Raw genomic sequence first — 19,139 nt, 5'->3', positions numbered from 1 at the left:
CATTGGTTCCAAATATTGTTCCATACTGGTACAAAGCCAATGGGATTGAGAATAAAAAACCCGAAATCTGAATAACGTGAAGATATTTTTTATTCGAAAGAAAGGCGACCATGGATATTACTGAAACAGCCACCGCAAAGAATGAGCAAACCAAGGTGTAGAGTTGCTGCATGTCCCTCCTCCACTCTCCGGTGGCTTCTCCCATTATGCCAATCCCCAAAGCAATCCATACAAAAAAATAGCACAGCATCCTAAGCGTGAATATTATATAAGAAATTCTGCTGGAGTTCTGAAACTGCCAACGCATAGAGTTGCAATATGCCTCAACACCTCCAACCTCTGACTTATCCTCAGCCCCGATCGAAAGCTGCCCTACAATCTCCATTTCCGGATCTAGATTGGCATAGTTCCCAAAGGCAAGATGGGTGTCAAAAATACCATTACGGTTAGACTCCTCCTTCCACCTTGGCGGCGGTAAAGAGTCGTTGACTTCACTGCGATAAGCACTGGCTGAGTACGTGGCATCCATGTGTACGGTCATACGTTGAACTCACTGTTCTCTATCAACCAATAAGGTGGCGCAGCATGTGGGCCCAAGTCATCCGGGGGAAGGTACCGATTGGCGGATGTGAATGCACTCCAACTCTTCGGGCTGGGTTGAGGCAGGACAAGCCGCTCCTCAGGCTGGTCGGCATTGAGTTCGAACTGTGCGCTGATCTTCAAACCCTGGGTCATGCGCACGCTATAGCGGGCCCGAGGAGACAACTGCGGAATCGGTAGGCTGGCCGGCAGCACGTAGAGCACGCTGGCAGCATCCAACGGCAAGGCTTCGAGCTTGGCGGGGCCCGCGGGGACCCGATGGTAGCGCTTGACGCCGAACAGGGTGCCCGGATCGATCGGCAAGCTGCTGAGAAACTCCTGGGCCACCAGGCGGAACGCCTGCTGGCCATTCTCGAACATGGCCAGGAGCGGGGAACTCAGCACCACGGCCCAATCGTTTGCCTCCAGCGCCTGCAACTTGGGGTCGATGCAGGATAGCGCAGTGCGGCTGACCGCTTGGCGACCCCGTTCCGCTTCCTGCAAGACAGATCGATGCGCCGCCGGCGCCAATTTGCGCCAGTCTTCCAGGCGATGGACAAAGACCCGCGGATGGCCGAGGACTCCCAGCAATTGGCGATAGGCCGTTTGCGGGTCTTTCAGATGGACGAAGCGCTGGTCCTGGCCCATCAGCGAATCGAGCAGGCCAGCCTCGGCGAATTGCCGGCCGAAGGGGCCTTTCTTGACGATGGTTTCCGCATCGCTGTCAGTCAGTAGATTAGCGACCACAGTGCCTCCGATCGCCAAAAACGCACCAGCCAGCAAAGCATAAGGGTTTACTATCCATCCTAGGACGTAGGCACCCCACAGGCCCCCACCCACTGCGGCCACACCGTAGGCTGCAGCCGCATCGCTATCTCCCTGCCTCAAAGCTCGGTAGCCATCCCATACACTGATGCCTGCACCAAATAGTGTGGCTGCGCCACCAAGCCCACGTAGCAACCCTAACTTAGGGCTGCCGGTTTGAACTTCTAGATTCCTGGCCCACCGAGGGGATATTTGGGCTACCGATATACGTGGGGTTTCTAGATACTTTGCAGTAGATGGTCCGAAAAGCAGCTTTGCATGGCTTCCTCCAGCGGCTGTTAAATCGATTACTGCACCGACAGCCCCGATCGTTCCTCTGTGCTTTTCTCCACTGTCTATAAAGCCACTGTGTGCCTGTACCTGCACATTCAAGTTATAAATCGCAAACCCCAGCATCATCGTCGGCACGATGCGAGTGTTCTCCATCACCTGGGTCAACGTGCCTAACTGCGTACGGAATTTCGTGTAGGCAAGCAGGTCCGGGTGATCCTTGGGTACCGCCACCACCATGACGTTGCGCAGGTTGGCGCGACTCATGCCGGTGCCGCGGGGACTGGTGCCGGCCAGGGGATTGCCGGCACCGTCCTGGACGATGGCGCGCCGATAGCTCTTGCGCCTCAGTTCCTGGCGCTCGACCTCGGTCAGACCGTTGCGCAGGCCGGCTCCGCGCACGCCGACGACAACCATGTCGAGCGGTACCTGACCGTCGGGCAGCAGGCGGATACCTTTCATCTTCACCGAGAGGGCGCTGAGAGTATTGAAGGTCGGTGCGAACAAGCGGTCGAGCTGGATCTGGGTGGCGCCCTGGGACAGCCGGCCGAGTTGCTCGACTACGCTGGCGCCGAACACGTCCAGCAGGTCGCCGAGGAAGTAGGCGAGGCTCTTGCCGGCGCTGGGCTGGTCGACCTCGCCCAGCAGACTGGCTCCCAGCATCAGCGTGCTGAGGCCCATCGCGTCGGGGTCCGGTGTCCGTGGGCTATCGCGCAACGCCTGCAGGCGCCGAACCGGCTCGGGAAGTTGTCCTTCGTCCTTGGCCAGGAGCATGGCACCAAGCGGGTGGCTGGCCTGCAGAACCGTGCTGACCACCCGCTCGACATGGGCCGCCAGCGCCCGGTAGGCGGTACCGCTGTACAGTGCGTCGCAGCGGTCGGGAAGCTGGTTCAGCGCAGCCAGTGCCTCGCTCATCAGGCTGTAGGGCTCCAGCAGGGCTTCGTCGCACTGGTGGGTCCAGTCCTGCAACACCGGGTGCAAGGGGCCTTCAAGCAGGGCGACCAGATGCTCGACCTGATGCGTCAGGTGGATCCGGCAAGACTGTCGCTCCTCGGCGAAGATCGCCTCGTCCAGTTCGGCCTGATCGACCTCGCCCCTGAGCTTGGCGAGCGGGCCGTCGAGCATGTTGCTCAGCACCTGTGCATAGCGTCCGTTGGGACGGTGCGGCAGCAGTGCATTGAGGCTGCGCAAGTAGGCAGCGCAGTGGCGCGCCTGCGCCGCAGCGTGGCGCAAGGCGAACAGCGAGTCGTCGAGCATCAGCCCGATGAGGTTGGGATGGCCACGCAGCTTGAGGGTTTCCAGTACGTCCTCTCCGGCCTCCAGAGTAGGTAGCGCAGAGGGCGGAGCCTGCTTCAGCAGGAGCGCCAATTCCTGCTGGCGTCGCTGCAACTGGCACACCAGCGACTCTTCGCGAAAGGCGGCGAACGCAGGTGTGAATTCCGCCGGGTCTTCCAGCGCGCTCTCGACGTTGAAGTCGCGAGGTCGCAAACCCTGGGCGTGATGATCAATGACCAGCGCGGGATGATGGATGGAGGCTTTCCAGTGCTGGTTGGCCACCGAGGCGTTCCAAGCGGACGCCATCTGCTGGCAGCGCCGGTTGACCCGCTGCGGGTCCTCCTCCAGCCAGTCGATGTACGACCAAGGCCAGGGAGTTTCGCTATAGGCCATGGTGTAGCGTGGGATCACGAACTGCCCCTTGACCAGCACCGGCACCAGGATCAGCGCTTGTGTCTTGCCTACGGCCGGACGCTTGTCCGCACGCTGGCTGCGCCCCTGCAGGAGGTCGACTTCAAACAGGTTGCCCTTGCCATCACACTCCAGTTCGCGCCACAGCTTGCCGTCCTGGAACAGGTAGATCCGTCCCGCCCGCGGTAGCGCGCCGGCGGGCAGCTGGTCGCCATAACCGGCCTTGCCCAGCGTTGGCAGGCGGACCAGCGGCATCACGGCCAGGAAGGTGTTCTGCTGGATACGCTCGTGCTCCTCATGGCCGAGCATATCGCTGGCCACCGGAATCTGCAGGATACCGCCGTCCTGTCGCTCGACGTTCAATGCCAGTCGTGCACGCCGATCGTTCTGGTAGGCGGTGCGCTTGCGCACGCCTTCGTCGATACTCTGGTCCTGGAATCCGCTCATGCCTCGCTCTCCGGTGGCAACAGTACGACCTGGCTTCCTTGCGCCGGGTCTCCCCAGACATCGACGATCAGTTGTTCCGGCCCCTTCCGCTCGGAACGGCTACGCGCCGGGTTGTCCAGTACCTGGCCCACTGTCGCCGCATCCGCGTCGAGCGGCGGCCCCGGCAACAGCGGCGCCGCGCCGCTGCCGCTGCCCGGGCTGCCGCCGGAGTTGACCCGGACGTTGGCCCCGGAGAGGGTCACGCCGCTGGCGTCGAGCTTGAGGAAGCTGCCGCCGCCCTTGAGGGTCAGTTCGGCGCCGGCCTCCAGCACCACCTTCAGGCCGCTGCTCAGGTGGATCTCCTGGCCGGCCTCGACGAACTGGCCGCTGGCGATCTTCAGGTGCTGGTCGTTGGCTACGGTGAGGTGGTCGCTGGCGCGGACCTCCACCTTGCGCTCGGCGTGGGTGGTGCGGTGTTCCTCGGCCTTGAACTCGCTGTAGCTGTTCGCCTCCACGGTGTCGTGGCGTTGGTGACCGACGCGGATCTTCTGGTCGTGCTCGATGTTTTCGTCCCAGTCGCGCTGGGCATGGACGAAGATCTGCTCCTGGCCCTTGCGGTCCTCGATGCGCAGCTCGTTGTAGCCACCGCCGCCAGGGCTGCTGAGGCTCTTGAAGACGCTGCGGGTCTTGTGCGCCGGCAGTTCGTAAGGCACCGGATGTTCCCTGTGGAACAGGCAGCCGGTGACCAGCGGCTGGTCGGGATCGCCTTCGAGGAAGGTCACCAGCACCTCCATGCCGACCCGCGGGATGGCGATGGCGCCGTAGTTCCTTCCCGCCCAGCCGGAGGCAACGCGTAACCAGCAACTGCTGCTGTCGTCGGCCTGGCCCTCGCGATCCCAGTGGAATTGCACCTTCACCCGACCGTAGCGGTCGCAGTGGATTTCCTCGCCCTTCGGGCCGGTCACCACCGCGCTCTGCGTGCCGAGGATGCGCGGCTTCGGCGGCGTCGGCGGGGGACGAAAGAACGCCTCCCAGGGCGTGGCCTGGAAGCGGTTGCGGTAACCCTGCCGGAAGTCGTCCGGGCTCGCCGAGGTGTCGGAGACGATGCTTTCTTCCAGCACCTGCGGCTGCCGCCCCTCGTGAATCACCTCGGTGAGCAGCCAGAGGTCGTTCCAGCCCGCCTGGGGATGGGCGGCCAGCGGCAGGAAGTGGCCGCTGAGCAGCAACGATTGGTCGCTGCGGCCCTCGGCCAGGCGGTAGTCGCTGCGCTGCCGTTCGAGGGCACGCCTGGCCAGGTGCTTGCCGCGCTCGCGGTCGACGAAGCGACCGGGATAGTCGTAGTCCTCGAGGTCCGGCCGGGCTTCGCCGCGGGCGGCGCTTTCCAGCGTCAGGCGCGGTTTCTCGAAGTCGTAGTCGCGGCGGGTGACGCGGCTGGTGCGGGTTTCCAGGCGTACGCCGAAGCGCTTGACCGCCGGCCGGTCGGCGACCAGGCCGGAGTCCTGCTGGTAGGCCACCGGCGCGAGCCGCGGGAACACCGTCTGGTCGTCGCCGAATACCAGCAGGTGCGCCGTGGCGCTGTGCTGGAAATGAAAGTGGATGCCCTCCTCGCAGCACAGGCGCTGGACGAACTGCAGGTCGCTCTCGTCGTACTGCACGCAGTATTCGCGCTCGGGGTAGCGGGTGCCGAGCTGGAAGCGGTAGGCGTCGGCGAGGATGCCGTGCTCCTCGAGGATCAGGGCGACGATCTGCGGCACCGTGAGGTGCTGGAAGATGCGCTGGTTGGTGCGCTGGGCGAGGTAGGCCAGTTGCGGGACGAGGGTGATGCGGTAGCGGGTCAGGCGCTTGCCCGAGTCGCCCTGTCCGGCGCTGCGCACCAGGCCGTGGATACCGTTGCCGGCGGGCCCGAGGGTAAGGAAGGCGGGTTTGTGCAGCAGGCTTTCGAGGTCCGGCACGGGGCGTTCGCCGACCAGCTCCAGGTCGAAGGCGAACGGCTGGCTGATGGCTTCGCGGCCGCTGAAGGAGAGCACCTGCAGGTCGAGGGCGAGGCCGTCGATGGCGAGGCTGAAATGGGTCTGGTTGGCTGCTGCGAACATCCGTTGTCCCTCACTGGCGCAGGCGACCGATTCGATTGTCCTGCCTGGCGCGGGCGAGACAAGGGCGCGCAGGCTCGATCGGAAGCTGCCTACAACAAACAAAGCGGCATCGACCCGGCGCGGGCTTTCCTGGCCACGGCGCTGTGGGTCATCGAGGGCACGACGGCCAGCGAGGCTGGCCGCGTGCGGCGGTCGCGGCTCAGCCGGCGACCGGGGAGCGCCAGTCGTCGGAGCCGGAGGTGCCGGAGACTTCGTGGGTCCAGGTGATCTTGCGGTAGGTGAAGTGCACGTCTTCCAGGTGGGTGAAGTGGGCGTTGCCCGGGTCCTGGCAGTTGTGCATGTAGTCCTTGATGTCGACGATGATCGCGTCTTCCAGGACGGTGGTGTAGTAGTGCTCCTGGGTGCCGGCGGCGGAGGTGCGGTACCACTGGATCTCGACCTTGGTCAGGCGCTCGCCGGAGGTCAGGGCGGCCAGCAGCAGCGGCGAGGCCTTGTCGAAGACCTTGGTGATGACCACCGGCTTGTGCACGCGCTGGCCGGTCGGCTGGCCGGACTGCGGGTCGCGCGGGATGATCACTTCGTGGTTGAAGCCCTGGACCATCACCTGGTCCTCATGGCCTTCTTGGTAGGTGTTGCCGACCGAATCCTCGGTGAAGGCGCCGGCGGTGATCAGGCCCTGCTTGGTGCCGGTGATGGACATATAGGCGGGTGTTGCCATGGATGCATTCCTTGTCAGTGGTAGCCGGGACGACATGTCCTGGTGCGGCAGCTACCCAACAAGCTTCGTGCCAATAAAATATTTACCTTTTAAATCAATTTGTTGAAGACTTTCCCGGCCCGCACGAACGTTTTTCCCCGGGTTTATCCCGAAAAAGTGAGCAAGTTGTTGCACAGTGCTATGCAAGAACTTGCTCACTTCATCGAAGACCCCGCCAGACCTTGGCCCCGGCGTTGTATCCACAGCTTTTCCCGAAGTTATCCAGCAAAAAGTTGCACACCTGCCGAGTGCCTCAGAGCCAGTTCTTGAACTTGAACCAGAGGTACGGAAGGATCGCCGATACCACCATCATCCCCAGCGCCATCGGATAGCCGATGGACCAGTCCAGCTCGGGCATGTCCTTGAAGTTCATGCCGTAGACGGTGCCCACCAGGGTCGGCGGCAGGAACAGTACGGCAGCGATGGAGAACACCTTGATGATGCTGTTCTGCTCGATGTTGATCAGGCCAAGGGTCGCGTCGAGGAGGAAGTTGATCTCGGTGGACATCTTCGCCAGGTACTCGTCCAGCGAGCGCACGTCGCGCTCCACGGTCTTCGCCAGCACCTTGGCCGGCTCGGAAAGCCAGCCGTTGCAACCCTGGCGGAAATAGCTGTTCATCCGATTGATGCTGAGCAGGCTGTCGTTGAGCTTGGACAGCAGCGAGCTGCTGCGCCCGAGGTGCTTGATGATCTGCTGCAGGTCGGTCTTCGGCTTGCGGGTCTGGGCGGTGGACTCGGCGAAGATCTCCCGCGACATGCTGCTCAGTTGCCCCTGTACGGCCTCCAACACGTCGGCGATGCGGTCCACCAGGCTGTCCATCATCAGGGCGAACAACTGGGTGCTGCTGCGGTTGGCGTCGAGCTGGCGGATGCAACGGTTCTCGAACTCGCGGAACGAACGCAGGTCGGCGTAGCGCACGGTAATCAGCCATTTCTCGCTGAGTACGAAGGTCACTTCCTCTGTGCTCGGCCGGTGCTCGGTGATCCCGCCGACCACCGAAGTGGTCATGTAGAGGACGTTGCCGTCCTCGTAGAAGCGCGACGAATCCTCGATCTCGGCCATCTCCTCGCGGGTCGGGATGTTCACCTGCAGGTGGGATTCGAGCAGGCGCTCCTCTTCGGGGGTCGGGTGATGCAGGTCGATCCACAGGGTGCCCGGCGGCAACCCCCGCTGGGCATCGTCGTGCTGGCGTCGCTCCAGGCGGTCGCCGGAAAGGATGTAATAGGTGATCATGTCGGGTATCGCTACCTTCGCGGCCATCCGTTGGCCAAGCAGGGTGGACAACTTCCCGCCGCCGCACAAGCGGTACTTTGCGCCAGAACGAGGAACGCCCGATGAGCGAACAGGACGACAACCAGGAAGACGGCTTCGCCGAGGAAAAACTGATCCAGGCCATCGAGAACCAGATCGAAAGCGAGAATCCGCCGGCGGCGCGCGCCGTGTTCAACAAGCTGACCCTGGTCGGCTACGAGCGCGACGAGGCACTGGGCATGATGGCCTACGTGCTGGCCCACGAGATCAACGCCATGCTCGCCGCCGACCGCGCTTTCGACAGCGCCGGCTACGAGCATGCGCTGCGTGCCCTGCCGACGTTGCCGGACGACGAATGAGCGGAGCCGGGCCGACTGGTGCCGGCGAATGCCCCTCGTATCCATACGGTTTTGTTTCGCCAAACGCCTGCCGCTCTGGTAGAAAGGTGGCGCCCACTCTCCGTGCCACCTGCTTTCGCGGAGCGATACCGGATGCGATCCTGGTTCCACTTCCTGCCCATCTGCCTGCTGCTGGCCCTTTCCGGCCCGGCAGCGGCCGTCCCGACAGAACCCCTGGTGCTCGGCGCCGAAGACGACTGGTATCCCTATACCGCCTACAAGGACGGCCGCATCCAGGGCATGAGCGCGGACATCGTGCGGGCCGCCTTCAGGGCTGCGGACACGCCGGTCCAGCTCAATCCCTACCCCTACTCCCGCTGCATGAAGCTGGCCCTGAAAGGCTTGATCGCCGGCTGCTTCAACACCTCGCCGAACCCGCACATCCTCGCCGACTACCGTCTGCCCCGGCATCCGTTGTTCCGCGCGGAGATCCAGCTCTGGGCGCGACGCGACGAAGCGCGGCCGGTGAATGCGGAGCAGGCGCTGAGCGGACGGAAAGTCGCGGTGACCCTCGGCTATGAATACGGCGACGGCTTCGATCGCCGCCACGACCTGGTGCGCATCCCGGTGCGCAAGGACTACTACGGTTTCCTCATGCTCCAGCGCGGCCGCGTCGACTACGCCCTGGCCTACCGCAATACGGCTCGCCAGTTGTTCAGCGAACATCCCGAACTGGAAGGCCAGTTCCAGCCGGTGGCCACGGTCCACCGCCCGGAGCTGTACCTGTCGTTCTCGCGCCGCCACCCGCAGGCCGAGCATCTGCTCGAACGCTTCGACCTCGGCATGCAGCGCATCCTCGCCAGCGGCGAGTACCAGAAGATCCTCGACGGCTGGAGCCAGGCCGCCGACGCTACGCCCTAGTCCAACTACACTCACCGGTGCTCAACACCGCAAGGAGCCGACATGGCCTTCACTCCCGAGCTGATCGACGAACTGGAACTGCTGGCGCTCTTCAACCTGAACAACACCCAGGAAGGACTCAAGGTCCATCACACCGCCGACGGCAAGGCCGTCGCCGCCGCCCGACGCCTGCACGACAAGGGGCTGATCGACCAGCCCGACGGCGGCTACCTGACCAGTCTCGGGCTGGACGCCGCGGAGCAGGCACAGGGCCTGCTGACCATCCTCAAGGGTTGACGGAAGCGGCCATCGCGACCTGCTCCCGACAGGCCGCGACGGTTGCCCGGTTCGCGGTGCGGCGCTCAAGCCGCCGCGCTTCCGGGCGATACAATGGCATGACCGGAGCCAGGCACGGCGCCTGGCCTTGCCTGTGCCCGGACGCCCATGAACCGACACCCCGCACTCAGCCTCGATCTCGACGATGGCATCGACCGCAAGGTCCTCGGCCAGTTGCGCCAACGCTTCCTGGCGGTCAACTCCGGTCGCCTGCAACGCGCCCGACAGGCGTTGTCCAGCCGCCAGGAGCGGGTCCTGCGCCTGCTACCGCTGCTGTTCCACATCAACCATCCGCTGCTGCCGGGCTACCTGTCGGCCAGCACGCCGGCGGGCCTGAGCGGTTTCGAGGCGGACGACGAAGTACTCGCCGAAGCCCAGCGCCTGGCCCGCTCGTTTGTCTACAAGCCACGCAGGCAGGAACCCGCACAACAGCCGATCCACGGCCTGTTCCTGATGGGCAGCCTGGGGAGCCTGGCCCAGGAGGAACAGAGCGATCTCGACCTCTGGGTCTGCCATGCCCCAGAACTGGAGCCCGGCGCGCGCCAGGAGCTGCGCCGCAAGTGCGCGTTGATCGAGGACTGGGCGCGCAGCCAGGGCAGCGAGGTGCACTGTTTCCTGATCGACGTCGCCCGCTTCGGCCAGGACGAACGCGAAGACCGGAAGGAGCCCGGCGGCGACGGCAATACCCAGCACTTCCTGCTGCTCGACGAGTTCTACCGCAGCGCGATCTGGCTCGGCGGACGCACCCCTCTGTGGTGGCTGGTGCCGCCGGCCCATGAACGGCGCTACGACGAATACTGCCGGACCCTGCTCGGCAAACGCTTCATCCGCGCCGAAGAGGTGCTCGACCTCGGCCATCTGGCCCTCATCCCCGCCCGGGAGTTCATCGGCGCCGGCCTCTGGCAGTTGTCCAAGGCCATCGATTCGCCCTACAAGTCGCTGCTCAAGCTGCTGCTCACCGAGGCCTACGCCAGCGAGCACCCGCGGGTCCGCTGCGTCGCCCTGCGCTTCAAGGAGCAGGTATTCGCCGGCCAGCTCGATCTCGACGAACTGGACCCCTACGTCCTGGTCTATCGCCATCTCGAACGCTACCTGCGGGAACAGCAGGCGCCGGAACGCCTGGAACTCGTGCGGCGCTGCCTGTACCTCAAGGTCGGGCGCAAGCTCGGCGGTCGCCAGCGCCAGGCGCAGAAGGGCTGGCAGCACCTGTCGATGGAGCGGCTCGTCGCGGAATGGCAATGGGAGCCTCGCCGCTTGGCCCTGCTCGACAGCCGCAGCCAGTGGAAGATGCGCCAGGTGATGGAAGAGCGTCGCACGGTGGTCAACGAACTGACCTACAGCTACCGCCTGCTGTTCCAGATCGCCCGCCAGCAAGGCGCTGACAGCGGCATCGACAGCCGCGACCTGGGCCTGCTCGGCCGCCGCCTGTATGCCGCCTTCGAGCGCAAGGCAGGCAAGGTGGAGAACATCAACCCGGGGATCGCCCCGGATCTCGGCGAAGACGTCCTGACCCTGGTCCAGCTGCCCGCCGACGACGACCGCGAGCAGGCGCAGTGGGCGATCTTCCCCGGTGCCCTGGGCGCTCACCAGTGGCCTGACTACGCGCCGCTGAAACGCAGCCTCAGGCTGGTCGAGCTGCTCGCCTGGTGCCATCGCAACGGCGTCATCGACAGCGCCACCCGGCTGTCCCTGCATCCCGGCCAGAGCGACCTCGGCGATGCCGAACTGGACAATCTCCTGGGCAGCCTGCGGCAGTTCCTGCCGGTCCCCCTGGCGACCGTGGACGACGCCGACCTGCTGCAACCGCGTCGGCTCAAGAGCGTCCTGCTGCTGGTCAACGTCGGTGTCGACCCGCTGCGCCACCACAGCCAGATGAACCTGCACATGGCTACCGGGCGTACCGACGTGCTCGGTTATGCCGGGGTGCGCGACAACCTGGTGCTGACCCTCGACCAGCTCAGCCTCAACAGCTGGAACGAACTGACGGTGCGCCATTACGCAGGCCCCCAGGCGCTGCCCGAGTGCCTTGCCGAGTTCCTCGACGCCGTCCGCGAAAAGCCCGGAAGCCTGCCGCAGCCGCCCGAACTGATGGTGCGCTGCTTCTGTCGCAACCGGGCCGCCGCCATCGCCGTGCGGGTCGAAGAGCTGTTCCGCGAAACCTACGGGCAACTGCTTGGCGGCCAGCCGAGCCGCTACCTGCTGCAGATCCGCCAGCAGTACCACCTGCTGGAAATGTCGCCGGAAGCGGTCAGCCACGAGAGCCTGCCCGACCTGCCGAGCCTGCTCCAGCACCTGGGCCGCGAGCGCGATGGCTACAGCGCCCTGAAGCTGGATCGCCACGCCCTGGAAGGCGAGGACCTCGGGCTGATCCTGTCCATGGGGCGGCCGGACTGCATCCAGGTGTTCTACCGGCGCGACTTCGACAGCGCCGAGATCAGCCTGCTCGACGAACGCAACGCGCTCTGGCGCCAGCGCCAGGCGTTGCGTGACGAACGCAGCCTGCTCGCACCGCTGCAGCGCTTCCTGCAATCGCTGCTGTACCGGCGCAACGCCCTGTCGCTGGCGGAACAGGTGCCGGCCTCGCTGGATATCCGCTACTACGAGTTGCTCTCCAACGACGGCAGATTGCACGTCGAGCCTCGCGAAGCGCCGGAGGCCCTGGCCGGACCCGCGTTGTACGAGCTACAGGCGCTACTCGAACGCGGCGAACGCAAGCGCTTGCAGGTCACCCTGTACTGCGACCACCAGGAGTTTTCCGAACTGGAGTACGGCGCCGGCCTGTTCAAGGCGGTCGCCCGGCATATCCTGGCGCATCGCGCGGAAAGCGAACCCTACCCCTGCTACCTGACCGACCTCGACCTGTCGCGGCTGTTCGCCGACGAACAGCCGCAAACGCTGCACTATCTGCGTTATAAAAGCGTCCTGGAAACGGCGCTGAACCAGGCGCTGCTGGAACAATGACCCAGCGCCGCACCGCGCGGGGTTCGACAAGGACGTACGGATGGCACTCCTCGGTATTACCCTGCTCGCTGGCGCCGCATTCGTGGGCGGCTATCTCTACCGCCGCGGCCTGGATCGCCGGCGCTACCGCTTCATCCAGCAATTCCGCCTGCCGCCGCGGGTCGCCCAGGCGGTCCGCGAGCGCTATCCGCAGCTCAGCGAGGAACAGGTCCAACGGGTGCTCGGCGGCCTGCGCGAATACCTGCTGCTATGCCGCGCCGCCGGCAAGCGGATGGTCGCGATGCCGTCCCAGGTGGTGGATGTCGCCTGGCACGAGTTGATCCTGCATACCCGGCTCTACCAGCACGTCTGCCGCAAGGGACTCGGGCGCTTCCTCCACCATACGCCGGCGCAGGCGATGCGCAGCCCCCGACAGGCCCAGGAAGGCATTCGGCGCGCCTGGAAGCTGGCTTGTCGCCGCGAAGGCATCGACCCCCAGAACCCCACGCGCCTACCGCTGCTGTTCGCTCTCGACACGGAACTGGCGATCGCCGACGGCTTCCGCTACACCCTGAACTGCGCGCAGCGGCAAGACGGCGGCGCAGCGGTGTATTGCGCCAGCCATATCGGTTGCAGCAGCGGCTGCGCCAGCGATAGCGGCAGTACCTTCGGTTCGGACGGACAGGATTCGCGCCACGGCTGCGGCGGCGATAGCGGTGGGGACGGCGGCAGCGGTTGCGGGGGCGGTGGGGGCGACTGAGGGTCGCGAAGCCCGTCGCCGGGAGGCGACGGGCGAAAACCGATCAGCGCGCGTAGTCGCCGGCGGCTTCCGGCTGGTATTCGATTTCCAGCAGGGTCAGCTTCAGCGTCTTGCCGCTCGGCGCCGGCCAGTCGATGGTCTGGCCGATGGTCAGACCCAGCAGCGCGGTGCCCACCGGCGCGAGGATCGAGACCTTGCCTTCGCCGGCCACGTCTTCGGGATAGACCAGGGTCAGGGTGTACTCCTTGCCGCTGCTTTCCTCGCGGCAACGCACGGTGGAGTTCATGGTCACGACGCCCGGCGGAATCTCGTCATGCCCCACCACCTGGGCGCGCGACAGTTCGGCCTCCAGCGCCTCGGCGGCGGGTCCGAATTCGTCCAGGCCATCCAGCAGGCGCTCCAGGCGCTGCAGGTCCAGACGAGTGATGGTGATCGGCGGCGTGCTCATGATCGCAGGCGTGCTCCTTGGTCCGGTTCGGTTGATCGATGAAAAGCAGGAATCGCAAAAAAGCAAAAACCCCGCCCGAAGGCGGGGTTTTCCCGGACACTAACACAGTCGCAGGAATTAGCAACATCCCCCCTATCAGGAGAGACGGCCCGCCAGCGACTGGCGTCGAGCGGCCTGTGACCTGATCTGCAAGCGGCGGGAATCGTCGGCCTTGCCCCACTCGCGGATTTCCGCCAGGGAACGTCCGCAGCCGACGCAAACGTCCGCATCGTCGAGGCAGCACAGGCGCCGGCAAGGCGAGGCCACCACCGGCGGCGAAGCCTCAGAGACCGGGGAACTCGACATCCTCGCCCCCCTGCTCCAGGGTCGCCCGGTTGAGCAGCGCGCCCAGCGGTTCCTGGCTGCCATCGTGGCGCCAGAGACCGCTGGCCTCGTCGTAATCGAAGTGGAAGCCGCCCGACTTCGCCGCCACCCACAGCTGGCGCAACGGCGCCTGGCGGCTGAGGATCAGCTGCGAGCCGTTCTCGAAGCGTACGGTGAGCACGCCGCCGGCGTTCTCCAGGTCGAGATCCAGGTCGCTGTCATCGAAGGCGTCTTCCACCTGCTGCTGGAGCGCATCGACCAGGTCGTGGAAACGCGCTTCATTCATCGTACTCATGCATTGCCTCGGCATTCGCTAACGGGAAAAAAGGCGGGCGACTACCTTCGTCTTGCCCTATTCCGACAATTCTACGCTGGTATTGCCGTAGTCCGCGCTGTTTTGCCGCGACGCTCGCGGAAAACGCCGGCGCCCCCTCTGCCTCAGGCCATTCCCCTGCAAGCCCCGGCACACCTGATCCGGCTCGCATAGGCAAGGCGCCGGGGGGTCGGTATACTCCGGAACAATTCACGTTTTCTACAAGGATTCCGTCATGAAGCGGCTGTTCCTGTCCTTCGTCGCGCTCGCCCTCCTCGCCGGCTCCATCGCCGCCTGCGGCCAGAAAGGCCCGCTGTACCTGCCGGACGACGAAAAAGCCAAGAAAGAACACAGCAAAGACCGCTACGGTTTCTGAGAGAGCGCCCATGGACACATTCAGTTACCGCGACGGTGAGCTGTTCGCGGAAGGGGTGGCGCTTTCCCGCATCGCCGAGCGTTTCGGCACGCCCACCTACGTCTACTCCCGCGCGCACATCGAGGCCCAGTACCGCGCCTATGCCGACGCCCTCGCCGGCATGCCGCACCTGGTCTGCTTCGCGGTCAAGGCCAACTCCAACCTCGGGGTGCTGAATGTGCTGGCGCGCCTCGGCGCCGGTTTCGACATCGTTTCCCGCGGTGAGCTGGAGCGTGTCCTGGCCGCCGGCGGCGATCCGGCCAAGGTGGTGTTCTCCGGCGTCGGCAAGACCCGCGACGACATGCGCCGCGCCCTGGAAGTCGGTGTGCACTGCTTCAACGTCGAGTCCGGCGAAGAGCTGGAGCGCCTGCAACGGGTGGCCGCGGAACTCGGCGTGAAAGCGCCGGTGTCGCTGCGGGTCAACCCGGACGTGGATGCCCAGACCCACCCCTATATCTCCACCGGCCTGAAAGAGAACAAGTTCGGCATCGCCATCGACGAGGCCGAGGCGGTCTACGCCCGCGCCGCCGAGCTTGACCACCTGGAGGTGATCGGCGTCGACTGCCACATCGGCTCGCAATTGACCCAGCTGGAGCCCTTCCTCGACGCCCTCGAGCGCCTGCTCGGGCTGGTCGACCGCCTGGCCGGCAAAGGCATCGGCATTCGCCACCTGGACCTCGGCGGCGGCCTCGGGGTGCGCTACCGCGACGAACAGCCGCCGCTGGCCGGCGACTACATCCGCGCCATCCGCGAGCGCCTGCATGGCCGCGACCTGACCCTGGTGTTCGAGCCGGGCCGGTCCATCGTCGCCAACGCCGGCGTGCTGCTGACCCGCGTCGAGTACCTCAAGCACACCGAGCACAAGGATTTCGCCATCGTCGACGCGGCGATGAACGACCTGATCCGCCCGGCTCTCTACCAGGCCTGGATGGACGTGCAGGCGGTACGCCCGCGCGATGCCGTGCCGCGCCGCTACGACCTGGTCGGGCCGATCTGCGAGACCGGCGACTTCCTCGCCAAGGATCGCGACCTGGCGCTCGCCGAAGGCGACCTCCTGGCGGTGCGCTCGGCCGGCGCCTACGGCTTCGTCATGAGCTCGAACTACAACACCCGCGGTCGCGCCGCCGAGGTGCTGGTGGATGGCGAGCAGACCCACGAGGTCCGTCGCCGCGAGACCGTCCAAGAGCTCTACGCCGGCGAAAGCCTGCTGCCGCAGTGAGGCCCAGACCATGCTTTTGCGCTTCACCAAGATGCATGGCCTGGGCAACGACTTCATGGTCCTCGACCTGGTCAGCCAGCACGCCCATGTGCAGCCCAAGCACGTCAAGCTCTGGGGCGACCGCAACACCGGGGTCGGCTTCGACCAGTTGCTGATCGTCGAAGCCCCTAGCAGCCCCGACGTCGACTTCCGCTACCGGATCTTCAACGCCGACGGCTCCGAGGTCGAGCAGTGCGGCAACGGCGCCCGCTGCTTCGCCCGCTTCGTTCAGGACAAGCGCCTGACGGTGAAGAAGAGCATCCGCGTAGAAACCAAGGGCGGCATCATCGAGCTGAATATCCGCCCGGACGGCCAGGTCACGGTGGACATGGGTCCGCCGCGCCTGGCCCCGGCCGAGATACCGTTCCAGGCCGAGCGCGAAGCCTTGTCCTATGAGATAGAGGTGAATGGCCAGCGCGTCGAACTGGCCGCGGTATCCATGGGCAATCCCCATGGCGTGCTGCGCGTCGAGAACGTCGACAGCGCACCGGTACACAGCCTCGGTCCGCAACTGGAAGTCCATCCGCGCTTCCCGAAGAAGGCCAACATCGGCTTCCTCCAGGTGCTCGATCCGCACCATGCGCGCCTGCGCGTCTGGGAGCGCGGCGTCGGCGAGACCCAGGCCTGCGGCACCGGCGCCTGCGCCGCGGCGGTTGCCGGGATTCGCCAGGGCTGGCTGCAATCGCCGGTGCAGATCGACCTCCCCGGCGGCCGCCTGCACATCGAGTGGGCAGGTCCCGGCCAGCCCGTTATGATGACCGGGCCTGCCGTCCGCGTGTATGAAGGCCAGGTCCGCCTGTAAGGGCCGTCGCCCGCGAGAACCGAGACGCTTATGACCGAGAAAAGCCAGGAACCGACAGCAGCGCTGGACGCCGAGCAGGTGGCCGCCTATCTGAGCCAGCACCCGGAGTTCTTCGTCGAGCACGACGAGCTGATCCCCGAGTTGCGCATCCCGCACCAGCCCGGCGACGCCGTGTCGCTGGTAGAGCGCCAGGTACGCCTGCTGCGCGAGCGCAACATCGAGATGCGCCACCGGCTCTCGCAACTGATGGACGTGGCCCGCGAGAACGACCGCCTGTTCGACAAGACCCGCCGCCTGGTCCTCGACCTGCTCGACGCCACCAGCCTGGAAGACGTGGTCAGTACCGTCGAGGACAGCCTGCGCCACGAGTTCCAGGTGCCCTACGTGAGCCTGATCCTGTTCAGCGACAGTAGCGTCTCGGTGGGCCGCTCGGTGAGCAGCGCGGAGGCGCACCAGGCCATCGGCGGCCTGCTCTCCGGCGGCAAGACCGTCTGCGGCGTGCTGCGTCCACACGAACTGGCGTTCCTCTTCGGCGAGAGCGACCGCGACGAGATCGGCTCCGCAGCGGTGGTCTCCCTGAGTTTCCAGGGCCTGCACGGCGTGCTCGCCATCGGCAGTCCCGATCCGCAGCATTACAAGAGTTCCCTCGGCACCCTGTTCCTCGGCTACGTCGCCGAGGTCCTGGCCCGCGTGCTGCCGCGCTTCTCCTCGCCGCTGCGCTCGGTCCGCTGAGCGCGGCGGGCGGTCCGAGATGCGCGCCGACCTGGATGCCTTCCTCGAACATCTGCGCAGCGAGCGCCAGGTCTCCGCGCACACCCTCGACGGCTACCGCCGCGACCTGCTGAAGATCCTCGCCCTCGCCGAAAAGGCCGGGCTCTCCGACTGGAACGCCCTCGACACCCGCAGCCTGCGCACCTTCGTCGCCCGCCTGCACCAGCAGGGCCAATCCAGCCGCAGCCTGGCACGGCTGCTCTCGGCGACGCGCGGCCTCTACCAGTACCTGCTACGCGAAGGGCGCTGCCGGCACGACCCTGCCAACGGCCTGAGCGCGCCGAAGAGTCCGCGCAAGCTGCCCAGGACCCTCGACGCCGACCGCGCCCTGCAATTGCTCGACGGTGCCGTGGAGGATGACTTCATCGCCCGCCGCGACCAGGCCCTGCTGGAGCTGTTCTATTCCTCCGGGCTGCGCCTCTCGGAACTGGTCGGCCTCGATCTCGAATGGCTGGACCTCAAGGAAGGCCTGGTGCGAGTGCGCGGCAAGGGCAACAAGGTCCGCGAGCTGCCGGTCGGCAAGGCCGCGCGCCAGGCGCTCGAAGCCTGGCTGCCGCTGCGCGCCCAGGCCGCTCCGGAAGACGGAGCGGTGTTCATCGGCCGCGGCGGCAAGCGCCTGACGCCACGGGCGATCCAACTGCGAGTGCGCCAGGCCGGCGTCCGCGAGCTGGGCCAGCACCTGCACCCGCACATGCTGCGGCACTCCTTCGCCAGCCATCTGCTGGAGTCGTCCGGCGACCTGCGCGCCGTGCAGGAACTGCTCGGCCACGCCGACATCGCCACGACCCAGATCTATACCCACCTGGACTTCCAGCACCTGGCCTCGGTCTACGACCGCGCCCATCCCCGCGCCAAGCGCAAGGGCAACGCCGATGGAGGCAACGACCCATGAGCAGCCTGCGACTGATCACCTTCGACCTCGACGACACCCTGTGGGACGTCGCCCCGGTGATGAACAACGCCGAGGCCCTGCTCCGCGAATGGCTGGCGAGCAACGCGGCGCGCCTGGGCCCGGTGCCCATCGAGCACCTGTGGGCGATCCGCACCCGCCTGCTGGATCGCGAACCGATGCTGCGCCACCGTCTCAGCGAGCTGCGCCGGCGCATCCTGTTCCATGCCCTGCTCGACGCCAGTTATCCACAGGCGGAGGCGGAAAGCCTGGCCGAGGCCGGTTTCCAGGTATTCCTCGAAGCGCGCCACCGGGTCACCCTGTTTCCCGAAGTCCACCCGACCCTGGAGATCCTCGCCGACCGCTTCACCCTCGGCGTGCTCACCAACGGTAACGCCGACGTGCGCCGCCTGGGCCTGGCCGACTACTTTCGGTTCGCCCTCTGCGCCGAGGAACTGGGCGTCGGCAAGCCCGACCCGACGCCATTCCGCGAAGCCCTGAAGCGCGCCGGCGTCGAGGCCTCGGCAGCGGTACACATCGGCGACCACCCCAACGACGACATCGCCGGAGCGCGCCGCGCCGGCATGCGTGCCATCTGGTTCAACCCAAACGGCAAGCCCTGGGCCGGGGAGGAAGAGCCGAGCGCGGAGATCCGCAGCCTCGCCGAGCTTCCGGCCCTGCTCGCCCGCCTGCAATGACGAACCGGGCCCCCGGTCGC

Annotated in this window: 18 protein-coding genes; 11 read left to right on the top strand and 7 right to left on the bottom strand. The window is 65.8% G+C overall.

The window, feature by feature from the left end:
- Positions 1–537: 537 nt before the first annotated feature.
- The 4 genes from FOC67_RS27570 to FOC67_RS27555 all read right to left on the bottom strand — a co-directional run bounded on the left by FOC67_RS27570 (position 538) and on the right by FOC67_RS27555 (position 7,870).
- Positions 538–3,807, bottom strand: a complete 3,270-nt coding sequence (locus FOC67_RS27570) for a hypothetical protein (RefSeq protein WP_009314498.1) — start codon at positions 3,805–3,807, stop codon at positions 538–540.
- Entirely contained in the window at positions 3,804–5,879 is a 2,076-nt protein-coding gene (locus FOC67_RS27565) for a type VI secretion system tip protein VgrG (protein ID WP_009314499.1), read from the bottom strand. The genes FOC67_RS27570 and FOC67_RS27565 overlap by 4 nt, the downstream gene beginning before the upstream one ends.
- A 199-nt stretch (positions 5,880–6,078) precedes the next feature.
- The gene (locus FOC67_RS27560; RefSeq protein WP_003083317.1) at positions 6,079–6,597 is read right to left on the bottom strand and encodes an Hcp family type VI secretion system effector; all 519 of its coding nucleotides are present in this window, start codon (positions 6,595–6,597) and stop codon (positions 6,079–6,081) included.
- Positions 6,598–6,889: 292 nt separating this feature from the next.
- Positions 6,890–7,870 carry a magnesium transporter CorA family protein gene (locus tag FOC67_RS27555; protein ID WP_003096411.1) on the bottom strand — a complete coding sequence of 327 codons (981 nt, stop codon included), beginning with the start codon at positions 7,868–7,870 and terminating at the stop codon, positions 6,890–6,892.
- Between the two features lie 101 nt (positions 7,871–7,971).
- Between FOC67_RS27555 and FOC67_RS27550 the strand changes: the two genes are divergently transcribed.
- From FOC67_RS27550 to FOC67_RS27530, 5 genes are all read left to right on the top strand, one after another.
- Positions 7,972–8,247 carry a hypothetical protein gene (locus FOC67_RS27550; RefSeq protein ID WP_003114340.1) on the top strand — a complete coding sequence of 92 codons (276 nt, stop codon included), beginning with the start codon at positions 7,972–7,974 and terminating at the stop codon, positions 8,245–8,247.
- 132 nt (positions 8,248–8,379) lie between these two features.
- On the top strand, positions 8,380–9,147 hold the full coding sequence (locus FOC67_RS27545; protein ID WP_003096415.1) for an ABC transporter substrate-binding protein: 768 nt from the start codon (positions 8,380–8,382) through the stop codon (positions 9,145–9,147).
- Positions 9,148–9,189: 42 nt separating this feature from the next.
- Positions 9,190–9,423 carry a TIGR02647 family protein gene (locus tag FOC67_RS27540; protein ID WP_003096418.1) on the top strand — a complete coding sequence of 78 codons (234 nt, stop codon included), beginning with the start codon at positions 9,190–9,192 and terminating at the stop codon, positions 9,421–9,423.
- Between the two features lie 147 nt (positions 9,424–9,570).
- Positions 9,571–12,423: a class I adenylate cyclase gene (locus tag FOC67_RS27535; RefSeq protein WP_009314503.1), complete on the top strand. Its 2,853-nt coding sequence runs from the start codon at positions 9,571–9,573 to the stop codon at positions 12,421–12,423.
- 40 nt (positions 12,424–12,463) lie between these two features.
- The gene (locus FOC67_RS27530; RefSeq protein ID WP_003096422.1) at positions 12,464–13,162 is read left to right on the top strand and encodes a hypothetical protein; all 699 of its coding nucleotides are present in this window, start codon (positions 12,464–12,466) and stop codon (positions 13,160–13,162) included.
- Positions 13,163–13,205: 43 nt separating this feature from the next.
- On the opposite strand, the gene rnk is transcribed toward FOC67_RS27530, so the two are convergent.
- From rnk to cyaY, 3 genes are all read right to left on the bottom strand, one after another.
- Positions 13,206–13,610 carry a nucleoside diphosphate kinase regulator gene (gene rnk / locus FOC67_RS27525; RefSeq protein ID WP_003096424.1) on the bottom strand — a complete coding sequence of 135 codons (405 nt, stop codon included), beginning with the start codon at positions 13,608–13,610 and terminating at the stop codon, positions 13,206–13,208.
- A gap of 135 nt (positions 13,611–13,745) precedes the next feature.
- On the bottom strand, positions 13,746–13,955 hold the full coding sequence (locus FOC67_RS27520; protein WP_023443579.1) for a DUF1289 domain-containing protein: 210 nt from the start codon (positions 13,953–13,955) through the stop codon (positions 13,746–13,748).
- Positions 13,933–14,268, bottom strand: a complete 336-nt coding sequence (cyaY, locus tag FOC67_RS27515) for an iron donor protein CyaY (RefSeq protein ID WP_003121284.1) — start codon at positions 14,266–14,268, stop codon at positions 13,933–13,935. The genes FOC67_RS27520 and cyaY overlap by 23 nt, the downstream gene beginning before the upstream one ends.
- Positions 14,269–14,521: 253 nt before the next feature.
- Here cyaY and FOC67_RS27510 point away from each other — a divergent pair, with 253 nt between their 5' ends.
- The 6 genes from FOC67_RS27510 to FOC67_RS27485 are packed head-to-tail and all read left to right on the top strand — an operon-like array spanning position 14,522 to position 19,119.
- Entirely contained in the window at positions 14,522–14,662 is a 141-nt protein-coding gene (locus FOC67_RS27510) for a lipoprotein (RefSeq protein WP_003096430.1), read from the top strand.
- A gap of 10 nt (positions 14,663–14,672) precedes the next feature.
- Positions 14,673–15,920 carry a diaminopimelate decarboxylase gene (lysA, locus tag FOC67_RS27505; protein WP_003096431.1) on the top strand — a complete coding sequence of 416 codons (1,248 nt, stop codon included), beginning with the start codon at positions 14,673–14,675 and terminating at the stop codon, positions 15,918–15,920.
- A gap of 10 nt (positions 15,921–15,930) precedes the next feature.
- Complete coding sequence (dapF, locus tag FOC67_RS27500) at positions 15,931–16,761, top strand: diaminopimelate epimerase (protein WP_003098223.1); 831 nt, start codon at positions 15,931–15,933, stop codon at positions 16,759–16,761.
- A gap of 30 nt (positions 16,762–16,791) precedes the next feature.
- Entirely contained in the window at positions 16,792–17,493 is a 702-nt protein-coding gene (locus FOC67_RS27495) for a DUF484 family protein (RefSeq protein ID WP_003096433.1), read from the top strand.
- A gap of 19 nt (positions 17,494–17,512) precedes the next feature.
- Positions 17,513–18,424, top strand: a complete 912-nt coding sequence (gene xerC / locus FOC67_RS27490) for a tyrosine recombinase XerC (RefSeq protein WP_003096434.1) — start codon at positions 17,513–17,515, stop codon at positions 18,422–18,424.
- On the top strand, positions 18,421–19,119 hold the full coding sequence (locus FOC67_RS27485) for an HAD family hydrolase (RefSeq protein ID WP_009314504.1): 699 nt from the start codon (positions 18,421–18,423) through the stop codon (positions 19,117–19,119). The genes xerC and FOC67_RS27485 overlap by 4 nt, the downstream gene beginning before the upstream one ends.
- The last annotated feature ends 20 nt before the right edge of the window (positions 19,120–19,139 follow it).

The sequence above is a fragment of the Pseudomonas sp. FDAARGOS_761 genome (assembly GCF_013343155.1).
Taxonomy (GTDB): Bacteria; Pseudomonadota; Gammaproteobacteria; order Pseudomonadales; family Pseudomonadaceae; genus Pseudomonas; species Pseudomonas aeruginosa.
Note: the sequence above shows the minus strand (reverse complement) of the source record. Positions and strands in the feature narration are given on the sequence as shown.